The sequence below is a fragment of the Bifidobacterium sp. ESL0775 genome (assembly GCF_029395475.1).
Lineage (GTDB): Bacteria > Actinomycetota > Actinomycetes > Actinomycetales > Bifidobacteriaceae > Bifidobacterium.
In genome coordinates this window covers 105,635-117,880 of the sequence record NZ_CP113917.1, presented here as the reverse complement: position 1 = coordinate 117,880, position 12,246 = coordinate 105,635, and the positions used below count along the sequence as shown (strand labels likewise).

At 53.2% G+C, this 12,246-nt stretch carries 12 protein-coding genes and 2 tRNA genes; 5 read left to right on the top strand and 9 right to left on the bottom strand.

The features are described 5' to 3' along the window. Positions 1-15: 15 nt before the first annotated feature. From OZX73_RS00410 to OZX73_RS00400, 3 genes are all read right to left on the bottom strand, one after another. Positions 16-408 (bottom strand): hypothetical protein, encoded by a 393-nt coding sequence (locus OZX73_RS00410; RefSeq protein ID WP_277149590.1) that lies wholly within the window; start codon positions 406-408, stop codon positions 16-18. Then, on the bottom strand, positions 405-2,819 hold the full coding sequence (feoB, locus tag OZX73_RS00405) for a ferrous iron transport protein B (protein ID WP_277150859.1): 2,415 nt from the start codon (positions 2,817-2,819) through the stop codon (positions 405-407). Before feoB ends, OZX73_RS00410 begins: the two co-directional genes overlap by 4 nt. A 435-nt stretch (positions 2,820-3,254) precedes the next feature. Next, positions 3,255-3,494: a ferrous iron transport protein A gene (locus OZX73_RS00400; RefSeq protein WP_277149588.1), complete on the bottom strand. Its 240-nt coding sequence runs from the start codon at positions 3,492-3,494 to the stop codon at positions 3,255-3,257. Positions 3,495-3,922: 428 nt separating this feature from the next. Here OZX73_RS00400 and OZX73_RS00395 point away from each other — a divergent pair, with 428 nt between their 5' ends. After that, positions 3,923-4,195 (top strand): hypothetical protein, encoded by a 273-nt coding sequence (locus OZX73_RS00395; protein ID WP_277149586.1) that lies wholly within the window; start codon positions 3,923-3,925, stop codon positions 4,193-4,195. 3 nt (positions 4,196-4,198) lie between these two features. Beyond that, positions 4,199-4,486, top strand: coding sequence for a CopG family transcriptional regulator (locus OZX73_RS00390; RefSeq protein ID WP_277149584.1), 288 nt, complete (start codon positions 4,199-4,201; stop codon positions 4,484-4,486). Positions 4,487-4,836: 350 nt separating this feature from the next. On the opposite strand, the gene OZX73_RS00385 is transcribed toward OZX73_RS00390, so the two are convergent. Further along, a tRNA-Ala gene (locus OZX73_RS00385) sits at positions 4,837-4,909 on the bottom strand. Positions 4,910-4,966: 57 nt separating this feature from the next. Next, positions 4,967-5,040, bottom strand: a tRNA-Ile gene (locus tag OZX73_RS00380). 167 nt (positions 5,041-5,207) lie between these two features. Between OZX73_RS00380 and OZX73_RS00375 the strand changes: the two genes are divergently transcribed. Both OZX73_RS00375 and OZX73_RS00370 read left to right on the top strand, forming a co-directional pair. Continuing rightward, on the top strand, positions 5,208-5,810 hold the full coding sequence (locus OZX73_RS00375) for a SprT family zinc-dependent metalloprotease (protein ID WP_277149582.1): 603 nt from the start codon (positions 5,208-5,210) through the stop codon (positions 5,808-5,810). 440 nt (positions 5,811-6,250) lie between these two features. Further along, complete coding sequence (locus tag OZX73_RS00370) at positions 6,251-7,078, top strand: SDR family oxidoreductase (protein WP_277149580.1); 828 nt, start codon at positions 6,251-6,253, stop codon at positions 7,076-7,078. A 347-nt stretch (positions 7,079-7,425) separates the two neighbouring features. On the opposite strand, the gene OZX73_RS00365 is transcribed toward OZX73_RS00370, so the two are convergent. The 4 genes from OZX73_RS00365 to OZX73_RS00350 form a co-directional block, all read right to left on the bottom strand. Next, the gene (locus OZX73_RS00365) at positions 7,426-7,923 is read right to left on the bottom strand and encodes a DNA starvation/stationary phase protection protein (RefSeq protein WP_277149578.1); all 498 of its coding nucleotides are present in this window, start codon (positions 7,921-7,923) and stop codon (positions 7,426-7,428) included. A gap of 407 nt (positions 7,924-8,330) precedes the next feature. Further along, positions 8,331-9,854, bottom strand: coding sequence for a PadR family transcriptional regulator (locus OZX73_RS00360; protein WP_277149576.1), 1,524 nt, complete (start codon positions 9,852-9,854; stop codon positions 8,331-8,333). Positions 9,855-10,082: 228 nt separating this feature from the next. Continuing rightward, a complete protein-coding gene (locus OZX73_RS00355; protein WP_277149575.1) occupies positions 10,083-10,301 on the bottom strand; it encodes a hypothetical protein in 219 nt (72 codons plus the stop codon). Positions 10,302-10,490: 189 nt separating this feature from the next. Beyond that, positions 10,491-11,561 carry a Fic family protein gene (locus OZX73_RS00350; RefSeq protein ID WP_277149573.1) on the bottom strand — a complete coding sequence of 357 codons (1,071 nt, stop codon included), beginning with the start codon at positions 11,559-11,561 and terminating at the stop codon, positions 10,491-10,493. Between the two features lie 149 nt (positions 11,562-11,710). Here OZX73_RS00350 and OZX73_RS00345 point away from each other — a divergent pair, with 149 nt between their 5' ends. Beyond that, a complete protein-coding gene (locus OZX73_RS00345; RefSeq protein ID WP_277149571.1) occupies positions 11,711-12,244 on the top strand; it encodes a DUF1643 domain-containing protein in 534 nt (177 codons plus the stop codon). Positions 12,245-12,246: the final 2 nt, after the last annotated feature.

The window sequence follows — 12,246 nt, the reverse complement described above, 5'->3', positions numbered from 1 at the left end:
GGATAGAGGCAATTTTTATCGATGTAACTTCGCTTTGAGGCGGCCGAAGACGGACTGGCGCTGGCGGATGGTTTTCGGCAGGATCGGGCAGCCGGCGCAGACCAGGGAGTCCGGGTCGGGATCGCAGCCTTCGCCGGTGGTTGTATTACATGAGCGCAGGTCGTAGATGTTGAGACGGCCGGCCGCGCGCTCCTGTTCGATGACGAGGTCGACGAAATCCAGTGGCAGATTGAGGCCGGTGGCAATCATGCGCGGCGTTTGGCCGTTCGTGAGACCGTCGATGATTTTCTGGGCAACGGATGAGGAAGCGCGATGGTCCACAGCGATGCGGTTATCGGAATCCGATAGTTTTGCAGAGCTTCCAGATACTTTGCGGAAACCATCATTATCGAGGGGCGCGGAAGTCATAATAATCGCCCGACTTGGAAGACGATAATGGCAAGGATATAGGCCACTATCAGCCCGGTTGCCACCGATTGCAGCGCGGTTTTCATGCCGTATTGCCGCTTCATCTCAGCCACCGTCGCCAGGCACGGCGTGTAGGCGAGGATGAAGATCATGAACGCTGCGGCCGCAGCATTGGGATGCCCGTGGCTGGACTTCTCGAAGCTCTTGTGCACCGCCTGGCCGAGGCTTCCCTGGCCTTCCGCCTGCTCGGATTCGTTGCCCGAATCGTTGATGGCGTAGCTCTGCGAAAGCGAGCCGACCACGACCTCCTTGGCCACGAAACCGGTGACGAGCGCGGCCGAAGCGTGCCAATCGTTGAAACCAGCAGGCTCGAAGACCGGCGCGATGGCCGATGACGCCGCGCCGAAGACGGAATTCTCGACCTTGTCGACGTGACCGAAGGAATTGGTGCCGGCCGCGCCCGCCGAAATCGGGATGGCGGAAAGCACCCACACGACGATGAGCATGGTGACGATGACGGAACTCGCGCCGGTGATGAACGACCAGAGGCGTTGCAGCACGGATTTGAGCAGTTGCAGCAGACGCGGCATCTGGTAAGGCGGCAATTCCATGGCGAATGGTTGGGTTTTGAGGTCTTTGAACTGTGTTTTGCGAAGCGCGAAGCCGACGGCCAGGATGATGGCGATGGAGCTGACATACATCAGGAAGATGGCGAGGCCGGCGAACTTGCCGAAGAACGCGTAGGCCAGCACCACGTAGACGCTCAGACGCGCAGAGCAGGAGGTAAACGGAATCAGCAGGCCGGTGAGCAGGCGTTGCCGCGAATCCGGAAGCGTACGCGTGGAGGCCAGCGCGGGCAGGTTGCAGCCGAAGCCGACTACCAGTGGCAGGAACGCCCGTCCGTCGAGGCCGACCATACGCATCGCGCGGTCCATCACGAACGCCGCGCGCGCCAGGTAGCCCGAATCCTCGAGCAGCGAGAGGATGATGAACATGATGCCCATCGGCGGGATGAATGTGCACACTGTAATCGCGCCGTTCAGGAATCCGTCAACGATCAGCGAATAGAGCCATCCGTCAAGTGCGCCCTTGCCGGCGATGGCGGTGAAGATCCAGGCGATGCCGTCGGTACACCAGCCGCGCAGGGTGACGTCGAACCAGTCTTGCAGGGGGCCAGCCAGCGTGGTGGTCGCCTCGAAGACGAGGAACATGGTGATCAGGAAGACGACAAGGCCGACCGCCGGGTGGAGCAGCACGCGGTCGAGCTTGTCGGAGAACGTCTCGCGGTGCGCCGTGGTCACGGCGCCTTGTGGCAGCCCCTTGTTGATTTCCTTGAGTTTCTTCGCGATCCATTCGAAGCGTTCGTCCGAGGTCGCCCGTACCCACTGCGAGACTTCCTCTTGCGAGGCGCTCGCGGGCGGTGCGGGAATGCTGGTGACTGGTTTGGGTTCAAGTTGCACATGAATCTCGCGTGAAACATAAGCTCCACCGTCATCCAAAGACGGTGTCGCATAATTGGCTTTGGTTAGTGTGGTCTCCACGACCTCCGAAGCCTTGTGGGCGGCTTCTGTTACAGCTTCTTTCGCTGTTTCTGGCAATGTTTGAGGAGTAGTTTCGGTGGTCTTACCCAGAGCTTCATACGAATCTGTAATGTTGTCTGATTCTTTTGTTGTATGCCGCTGCCTGGTTATGTTGGCGTCTGAGTCTGCGGAAACATCATTGTACGAATTCGTTTGAGTTGGATTTGGTCTGGAATCGCCAGTTTCCAACGATTTTTGCGATTGTTTTGCATTCTCGGTTATATTTGTCCGCGCCGCTGAATTTGCCGATGGACCAATTTGTTCGTTGCCGTTTTCAGCTTGTTGCGCGTTGGCTTCGGTCAGTGTCGCGGTGATGGTGTCTAGTAATTCGGCTTTGCCTTGGCCGGTGCGGCCGTCGACGCGAACCATCGGAATGCCGGGAAGCGTGCGTTTGAGCCGCTGCAACGTGACCGGCGAATCCTGCTTTTCCGCCAGATCGAGCATGGTGACCGCGATGATGATTGGGAATCCCAGATCCATCAGCTGGCTCAAAAGGTAATACGATTTCGAAGGCGAAGTCGCGTTGAACGTGAAGACGATGACGTCGGGCTTGGCATAACTGCGCCGCCCCATCGCCGCCTCGCCCGCGACCTGCTCGTCCGGGCTATAGGCGTCGAGCGAAGCTGTCCCAGGGGTGTCGATGAAGTCCCAGCGTTCGCCATCGCGCTGCAAGCTTCCGGACTCCACCAGAACCGTGGTACCAGGTGCGTTCATCACTGTCGCATTCGCGCCGAGCACAGCGTTGAAAAGCGTCGATTTGCCGACGTTGGGATTGCCAACGAACACGATACGTGGGTTGGCGTGCGAGGCTTTGCCGTTTTTCCCGGCCATGCCCTCCATGCCGTTCATGCCGTCCGTATGACTGGATTCGCCGCCGTGCCCATTGCTGTGACCGTCGTGATGAGGCTGGCGTTGCGGCAGCAGAACCGCAAGTCCGCGCCGGTGATGGTGCCCGCCGTGGCCGCCATGTCCAGCGTGGCCTTCTCCGTCCGCGTCTCCGTCGCCCGCGCCATGCCCGCCTTCGGGCCCGCTGACGGATCCACCAGACCCGCAGCAATCCGCCGGTTCCGGCATCAAATCGGAATCGTTGAGGTCTTTGGTTTTGTGTGTTCTGACTGTTTCGGAGACTTTTGCGGCCACGTTGTCATCAATCGTTTCGGTGGCTGGAGAGCTCTTGTCTAATTTGGAAGTATCGGCGGGTGATGTGGCCGTAGTTGTTTTGTCCATAATTTGCCCGCCAGGTCTCGTCGATAGTGTTCTTTGATACTATAACCGTTGCGTCCGAGGGGCCACGAAGATATGCCGTGCGGTGGCCCCGTCGATGGCGATGCGCTCGCCGCCGTGCGCCACCACGCAACCGCCGAACATCGCCTTTTGGATGACGCGAACCGGCTCATGCACGCGGAACCCGAGCTCGTTGAGCCTAAAGCGGCTGCGGGCCTCGAAGTCCATCCTGCATATCTCCACATCCACGCCAAGTGGGCAGGTTCGCAACGATTCGGTCATACTTCGGAGAATAGTTCATTGCACGTCCCGAGTAAAGAGTTTTTCTCGAAAATCTCAACTTTTCTCGAACTAATTATTGAGATTTGTTGGCGCGCATAAATTGCGATGTAATGTCGAGTTTCACGATTTATGTTGGATCTCAAAGATGGAATAAAGCGGAATAAATTGGAATAAATAAGGGAATGAAGTTGAAATCCTTAATATGGCAGTCTTTTTACTGCTGAGATGAGGGATGGGTGAAATGGTGGTTCAGGAAATTTCTGATTTGATATCATCGAATTGTTCACGGAACTTATTGCGATTTTGTGTTTGGGGTCTTCTTCTGTAGCTGACAGAGGATTGTCTTGCTTTTTTGTATACGAAAAGATATTCTTTCTGTATACAAAAAGAAAAGAGGTGGGGAGTTGCCGGTTTGCTTGCATCCGAGGGTGTTGGAGAAACGTCCTTGGCTTGATGAGAAAGAGATCGTCGCGGCGTGGACTAATGCCGCTCGCATGCTTCCCCGCCAGGGCGGTTATGAGCCGGACCAGATGCTCGCCATTGGCTGGGACTGGCATGGCAGGTTGACCGAGATGATCGCGTATGCGGGCATGGAAGATGACGAATGGATCATTTTCCACGTCGTGCCGGCAAGAAAGAAGTTCCTCGCCGAGATGGGGTTCGGCGGGGGCGAGATTCGTCAGTTGTTGGGAAGGAGATAACCCATGAAAGACTACAGGGCAAAAGGCGGGGTCGAGGTCACCGACGAGATGATTGACCGGTGGGACAGGGACGCCGACAATGGCGTCTATCACGGCGCTCCTGGCAAGTTGATTGTCAATAAGCCGCTTGGCCGTCCTCCGCTGTATGAGGAGCCGATGGTTCCAGTGACGTTCCGTATGCCTGGTAGCGAGGCTGAGGCGCTTCGCAAAGCCGCCGACAAGCGTGGCGTGAGTTTTGCTGATCTTATGCGCGAGGCATGCCACAGAGAGCTCGGGCGCCAGACAGCATAGCGGTTAGAGTAATTTGCGTGCCAGAACAATTTGTATCTGATATGCAAAGATTTGTTGATATTTAGGGGAATTTAGATGCGATGCGAAGACATTGCAGAACCTGATATGTCATTCCGCTGCAGCAAAGATGTTGGACGTTTATGCCGAGTTGTGGCTGGACCGTTTCGAAGAGACTACTCGCCACGTTCTGGAAAAGGACTATAGCCAATGGAGTGGCGGCGAGGCTAGAGATATATAGAAAGCCATGAGTAATCAGGATTTCGTATAGTCAGCACTATTAATTACTACCAGTAGACAATTAATGTATTTTGAGAAATCCATGAAAACATTGAAATCGCAACGTTCTAAAGTGGAGCTAGCCGGGTTCGAACCGGCGACCCTCTGCTTGCAAAGCAGATGCGCTACCAGCTGCGCCATAGCCCCAGAAACACAACGATTCTCTTGATGAAACCTTTGGGATTTGAACTTGAGAACCTTGCGTGGGCCCGGGAGGACTTGAACCTCCGACCTCATCCTTATCAGGGATGCGCTCTAACCAGCTGAGCTACGGGCCCAATCAGCACGCTTTGAGACGTACAAAGGAATAGTTTACCAGCTGGGTGCGGATAGTCAACCCAACGTCCATGCGTGTCGTGAACGTTTGTTGAAGATATCGTAGGGCGTTCGATGATTAGTGCACAAATTGAAATGTCAGGTCAATCGCACGCGAGACAATGCGGATATGACTTATCGCCGTCGTTCCCGGTCCAAGGCCAGAACCGTTTCAAGCGCCATGTTGCGCGTCGATGACCTGGAAATCAGTGTGACGCGCAAGACCATGCGGAATATGTACCTGCGTATCAAGCCGCCGACCGGCAAGATCGAAGTGACCGCTCCGGCGCGGATAAGCGATGCCGAGATTGTGGGGTTCGTACGTGAGCGTCGCAGTTGGATTGAGCGGCAGAGAAAACGGGTGGAGGAGAAGGCCGCTTCGCCTGCATTTGAATGGACGGACGAACGTAAGCGTGCGGCGCAGGCCAATATCCATGCGCAACTGCCGGCCCTGCTGGAGCGCTGGGTGCCGGTTATCGGGCGTAGGCCCACGCATATCACCCTGCGGTTGATGACCTCGCGCTGGGGATCGTGCACGCCCAAAACCGGGCGGATCCGCCTGAATCTGCAACTCGGGCTGATGGATCCGCGGTTCCTCGAATACGTGCTGGTTCACGAGATGACGCATTTGTGGGCGAACGGCCATGGCCCGGAATTCCAACGTCGGATGGGCGAATATCTGCCTGATTGGCGTGTGCTGCGGCGTGATTTGAACCGCGAAATGGTGTGGTGACGGAAGCGGATTCGCGCTACTGCATGCATTGTAAAGACGTCTTGCGAATTTCAAGTGGTTACTTTTGATGATCGTAAGTTGTGTGAGCTCCGTTTTATTTGTGAGTTGATTCGTATGTATCCGCCCAGATGCGCGTTTGCAACCAGCCTTGGGCTTTTGTGGCGGTAAACGAATATATAGCTCAGGTTTTCTGGCGTCGATTTTGAACAGCTCTAAAACCATATTGCAGAATACCTGAAACCCGATTTCAGACACACATTTTGGCCGGTCTTGAAATTTGGTAAGGAAGAGGAATTTCTGTAATATTTATGCATTTCTATGTGGTGTGCCGAGGGTTGATTGTCGGGTTTTGCGGTAGCGTTAGTAATGAATGATTGCCGCATCGCCGACGCGGGCGACGCGATGGAAATATGCTCGAAAGAGTGGCGAGGAGGTTTTCAATGGTGGGAACGCTAGCCGGAAACACGGCGGAAAACGAAGGAAAATCCGAGATTCGGCTCGGCAATACCGTGACGTCGAAACGGGCGGTGGTCACGGGCGCATCCAGCGGCATCGGGCGTGCGACGGCGTTGCAGCTGGCGTCGGTCGGTTGGAAGGTCGTGGCGCTCGCAAGGCGCAAGGACAAGCTCATTGAGCTTTCCGACCAGCTCGGCGACGCCTGTGAATATGTGGTGTGCGATGTCACCAACGAGGCCTCGACGCAGGCCGCGGTGACGAGGATTGTGCGCGGCGGGCCGGTGAAGGCGCTGGTCAATTGCGCCGGCGGGGCGATCGGGCAGGATCCAATCGAGGAATGCAACGTCGAGGATTGGCGCAAAATGTATGACGTCAATGTGCTCGGCACGCTGCGCATCACCCAGAAGCTGCTTCCGGCGCTGAAGAAGGCGCCCGGCGGCGGTACGGTGGTCGTCGTCTCTTCGACGGCCGGCATCGAGCCTTACGAGGGCGGTGGCGGATATTGCGGCGTGAAGTCCGCCGAGCGGGTTTTGGCCCAGACGCTGCGCTTCGAGCAGGTCGGCCAGCCGTTGCGCGTCATCGACGTCTCACCCGGCATGGTGGAGACCAAGGAGTTCTCGCTCAACCGCTTCCATGGCGACCAGGCCAAGGCCGACGCCGTCTACGCCGGGGTGCCGAGCCCGCTGACCGGCGACGACATCGCCGAGTGCATCGAGTGGGCGCTCGACCTGCCCGACAGCGTCGACATCGATTCGATCGTGGTCCGTCCGCGCGCCCAGGCCTCGGCCCAGCGGGTCTATCGCGAAAGCTGAGTTTGCGCGAAACTTCGTCAATATGGCATTGTGCCTTCATCCAGATTCGCTGGGTGGAGGCACAATGCTTTGTCGCGCTATCTACTGCGAAATGCGGCGTTTTTTCGGTTCTTCCGTGCATGAATATGCAGGCGTCTACTCATTACCAGGATGAGCGCAACTAGTAATTTATTCTAGTCTCAGCGTTGCGCATTTTCGTATCCATGGTGCTATACAACGGTGCTATACAACGCAAAATGCCTCGCCATTCAGGATGAGGGTGAATGGCGAGGCATTGATACTTTGCGGTTTCAAGCAAATTTATGAAGCGATTCGCTTAAAACCAAACAGCCCTAAAGCTCGAAAGCTCAGGCGTGGGCCTGCTCTTCGATCAGGTGGCTGTTCATGAACCAGTTGAAGTGCTCGAGTTCCTGCACGTGGTCCTGCATGATGTTGGAGCTGATGACGTCAATCGGATCGAGTTCCTCGTAGGCCTTGCGCTCGGCGACGATGAAGTCGCTGTAGTAGTCGACCAGAGCCTTCAGGTAATCCTGGGTGTTCTGGCGGCCCATGAGCTTGAACTCACGCCAAGTGCGGTTGCTGATGATGGATTCCGGGGTGCCTTCGGCGCTGCCGCCGAGGGTGGCGATGCGTTCCGCGGTCTCGTCGGCCATGTTGCGCACGGCATCGACCTCGGGGTCGATCATTTCGTGCACGCCGATGAAGCTCGGGCCCGCGACGTTCCAGTGCGCGTGCTTCAAAATCAGCGAAGCCTCTTCCTCCTGCGCCAAGCGGTTCTGCAGAATCGAGACGATCTTATCGGATGCTGCCTGATCAATGCCGGGGCTCAAAAATTCATTTGCCATAGTGGTTTCCTTCCTGTTTGCGAATATTGCTAATTACTATTCTAGTGAATTGTGGCGTGCGTCTCAGTGGTTCATCATGAGCCCAATTGCGCCGAAACCCTTGAAATGTCGCGGTTTTGTGAGTAATAAAGGTGAATTGTTGGCGGTTATCGAGCCCAAAGTTTGCGTGTATTGAAGGGTTCGCCACGTCATCTGCAAGTTTGCCTGACAAAATCCCGTTCAACGTCCAGATTTGCGTTGCGCTTCGCGGTTTTCCTTTGCGTTGCGCGGCGTCGTTTCGCAATCCGATTATGGCGAATGTGTTACGAAATGTCTCAACCCAGCTTGCAGAGAAATTTTGGATTCAAGAAAATTATCTGAATACGGTATCGTTTTTTCCGCAGAAGGATATCGACAGCCATATGTTTTTAATCGAGTGAAATACTGCTGGAATGTAAATTGACATCCACCATCGGCTTTCCTGGCCGACTGGCGGAGTGTCTGTCGGCGATGATTGGTTGGCCGTCGACTGTCAGAGTGCTGCTATGGATTTCTGCGAGATAACCGAAATTCCTTGGTAGGCCAGTGATGTGAGCACTGCTGTTATGGCAATCGATATCCAAGTTGTTGTGCACGGTTCCGTTCCATTTCACACTTCCGCCGTGGGTTATTAAGGAGGCGGCATCAACCGAAATATCGTTGATTTTGGCGGAACTGCTGTGCAGATTGAGGTCGAAGTCGTGGCTTTCTAGCCCCGCGATGACGAGACTTGAACTATTAAGAGCGACGGTTGTTTGCGCTAACGGTTGTGCGGCCGGGATAATTACTTCGACATAGGCATTCCATTGGGTGGGATTGAAAACGTCCATCAAAGACATGTGTTCCCAAGGTGTGCCGGTATTGGCGATGTGCAGTGTACCGGCCGTGTTCGCAATCTGGAAGTCCGCGGCCTTGCAATGGTGGAATTTGATTTCGAATGCGCCGGAATCGCTTGGTTGGGTGGTGATTCTGCCAGCCATCGAGTGCAAATGGAAATCCAGTTTCGTAATCGGTAGTGAGCCAGTAAACCGTTGGTTTTTCACAATGACGGTCGGGCTGTTTTGTGTGTCGTTCTCGTTTGCACCGGTATCGGACTTATTTTGGTTTGGTGCTTGGCTGGTCGAGGTCTTGTAAGTTGCCGAATCGCTTGAAGTGGTGTTTGCTCCAGGTTTGTCATTATCGGATTCGTGGTTGGAAGTTGTTGCGTCGTTGGGTTCTTCAGCTGGCCCGTTTTGTTCCTGCATTTTAGTTTCTTTTCTTACTGAGTCGTTTTGTGGCGCTGCTTGGTGAGGAGTGACAATGACGAAATCGGTTGATTTGTTTTGGGAATCTGTGTTTTTCGCATTGTTATCGTTGTCATTATTAGACTCAGCGATATTGGTAGATTCCGAGTCATGATAGAAATTCTCTTGAAAATGATGTGCCCAACGTGCGATGAGAGCGTATGTATCGGCACAAAGCAGCACGGTTTCGCTTGCCTCGCTGAACGGCAGACCGGCAACTGAGCTCCGCAGCCACTCGGCTACGCTGCGATGGTTGGTTTCAAGCGTCGTGAGCAGCCGACGGCCGGTTGCTTCGTCGGTCTGATAAAGATTCGCAACCATGGCCACAAAGTCGAAGGTGATATGCGGCGGCGCCGAGGCGATTTCATCCATGAGTTCGTCGAAATGCTGTGCGCCTTTCGGCGTTATGGAGTAGACGCGCTTTTGCGAGGAGGCTGCGGAATCCTCTGCGTCGATTGAGGTATAGCCGTCGTCGCAAAGCTTGATCGCGATTCGATAGACGGATTGCTCGCTGACCTGAACCCAGTTGCTCACGCCGCGTGAGGCAAGGAATTTGTTGATGTCATAAGCGCTCATCGGATGGTCTTTCAACGCTCCAAGCGTCATGAGTTCAATGGAAGGCAGCGCCATGATGCACCTCTAATCTAATTACTCTAACTATTAGTACTCTTACTGAGAGTAAATGGTATCGCTTCGCCGCTGGATGTCAAAATCGATCTGTTCACGTCTCAGATATGGAGTGTGGTCGGCTTTTTGGAGACAGTTTTGCATATTTATGAATTTGCAAACTTAAAGGTCGAGCATTTGCTTTTTTGAAGGTCTCACGTTTGCAAACTTGAAGGTTAGTTGTTTGCTTTCTTAAAGGTCGGTGCCGGTTTCCTTGTTATTCCAACGTTTTGGTAGCATCTTGGCTTGATCTTTGTTCTGGTTTTTAAAATACCGGATGATTGGCAAACTTGAGGGTCGCTGATTTGCTTTTTGGGCGTCTGGCGTTTGCAAAGTTGGTAGTTTTACATTGGCTTTTTGAGCGTCTATCATTTGCAAACTTTGACGTGAGCTATTTGCTTTTTTGAACATCAAGCATTTGCAAACTTGGTAGTCGACCATTTGCTTTTTTGAACATAGGTGCTGGTTTCCCTGTTATTCCGCCAGTTTGGGCAGTGTCGTAATCGGCCTTTTTAGTCTTCTAAAATGCTCTAAATAAAGTTATTTGTTATCAATATAGAATATCCCAATTACCGGGAATCGAGTGGATTTTCGGTTCCTCTATTGGCGATGCAGGCTGACGTATCTGGTGGATCGGCCTGCGCCGAGCTTTTGGATTTGGTTGTCGTCGAGCAGGGTTTTCAGCGTGCGCTCGATGGTTGAGGTACTGATGTCTGGAAGTGTTTGCTTGATATCGGCTTTGGAGAGTGGGCTGAGGCTTTGGTTCAGGACGTCAGCGATGCGCTGCTTTTTGGTTATCGGGTGATGCAAGGAAGCGGGTGTGCTTACAATTGTGGCGCGCTCGTCGAACTCGCGGTAGGCAGCCAGAATGATGCCGAGCAGGTAATTGACGAATGGCGCATAGTCATTGGTGTTTTCGTTCCAGCCGACGGTACTCGCTGCTAGAGCTTCGTAGTAAGTGGCTCTGCTTTGCTCGATAAGGTGCTCGATGCTGATATATTTTCCGATTTCGTAACCGGAGCGATAAAGCAAGAGCAGCGTCAGCAGCCGGCTCATGCGGCCGTTGCCATCATTGAACGGGTGGATGCAGGTGAAATCGAAAACGAACATGCAGGTCAGCAACAGGGAATCAATGTCACCGGCTTCGTTCGTTTTGTTGTAGTCGTCGCAAGCTGCCGCCATGAGTTCCGGCGTTTGGAGCGCCGATGGTGGTGTGAACCTGACTCTTGCGTGCCCTGTTCCGTCCGATTCGACAATCATATTGTCGGTATCTTTCCAATGGCCAGCGAAGGCAAGTGGCGTGTGTTTGAACAGATCGCGGTGCAATTGCAGAATGACGTTCGGTTCTAGCGGTATATACGCGTAGTTTTCGTGAATAGTTTTGAGCACATCGCGATAGCCGGCGATTTCTTCCTCGTTACGGTTTCGTGGAGCCACTTTCTCGCTGACGATACCAGCCAGACGTTTATTGGTAGTTGAGATTCCCTCGATGCGGTTTGATGCATCAGTGCTTTGGATGCGTGCGACGTTGATCAGCGGCTCCGCAAGATCAGGGCTAACTTGCAGCTGCACATTCTGTTGCCCTTTAGCTTCGTGAATTGCATTGAGCAGATTCACGGTTTGCGGCGTCAGCAGCTCGTGCCCTGATTTCTCATAGTCAAAAATATGCATCTTATCTGCACCATTTTCTGCATCATCAATTACTTTTCTGCATCATATTATACCAATCTGATGCAGAAAAATATTGGATGAGGCAGAAACCTAGATTAAAATTATTTTGATTACTTAATTGTTTTAAAAATATTAATTGATTGGAGTCAATGATGACAAAGGTGGAAGGTACAGCTGAATTTGGGGATGAGGTATATAGATATCGTTATTTACTCACTAGAACCTGGGACGACTCTCTTCCTAAGGCAGCGTTTATACTTTTAAATCCTTCAACTGCAGATGCAGAAAAGAACGATCCGACAGTTGAATGCTGTATAGAATATGTCAAGCAATGGAAAGCTGAAAAATCAGGTGGGATTATCATCCTGAATCTGTATGCCTTCACGACTTCTGATCCTGAAGAGCTAGCTGCCTTTGGGTATCCTATCGGCCCGCAAAATGATCATCAATTTCGTGTGCTTGGAGCTGCGTTCCGAGATGGTTTAGTTAACCACATTGTCGTAGGTTGGGGAGGGAATCGGCCAAAAGAAAGAATTCGTAAAGTCGTTCAGTTGCTTGGTAATGTAAAAATTGAATGCCTAAAGAAAAATGCTGACGGAAGCCCTCGGCATCCGCATGCTCGTCAATACCAAGTTCCTTATGGTCAAGAGCTGGAATCTTGGAACATTGCAGACATGCGATAACC

Coding starts and splice junctions, on each gene's coding strand:
- OZX73_RS00390 (WP_277149584.1), top strand. CDS start 4,199: ATGAAAGACTACAGGGCAAAAGGCGGGGTCGAGGTCACCGACGAGATG.
- OZX73_RS00360 (WP_277149576.1), bottom strand. CDS start 9,854: ATGGCGCTGCCTTCCATTGAACTCATGACGCTTGGAGCGTTGAAAGAC.
- OZX73_RS00370 (WP_277149580.1), top strand. CDS start 6,251: ATGGTGGGAACGCTAGCCGGAAACACGGCGGAAAACGAAGGAAAATCC.
- OZX73_RS00400 (WP_277149588.1), bottom strand. CDS start 3,494: ATGACCGAATCGTTGCGAACCTGCCCACTTGGCGTGGATGTGGAGATA.
- OZX73_RS00410 (WP_277149590.1), bottom strand. CDS start 408: ATGACTTCCGCGCCCCTCGATAATGATGGTTTCCGCAAAGTATCTGGA.
- OZX73_RS00355 (WP_277149575.1), bottom strand. CDS start 10,301: ATGTTCAAAAAAGCAAATAGCTCACGTCAAAGTTTGCAAATGATAGAC.
- OZX73_RS00345 (WP_277149571.1), top strand. CDS start 11,711: ATGATGACAAAGGTGGAAGGTACAGCTGAATTTGGGGATGAGGTATAT.
- OZX73_RS00375 (WP_277149582.1), top strand. CDS start 5,208: ATGACTTATCGCCGTCGTTCCCGGTCCAAGGCCAGAACCGTTTCAAGC.
- OZX73_RS00350 (WP_277149573.1), bottom strand. CDS start 11,561: ATGCATATTTTTGACTATGAGAAATCAGGGCACGAGCTGCTGACGCCG.
- feoB (WP_277150859.1), bottom strand. CDS start 2,819: ATGGCCGGGAAAAACGGCAAAGCCTCGCACGCCAACCCACGTATCGTG.
- OZX73_RS00365 (WP_277149578.1), bottom strand. CDS start 7,923: ATGGCAAATGAATTTTTGAGCCCCGGCATTGATCAGGCAGCATCCGAT.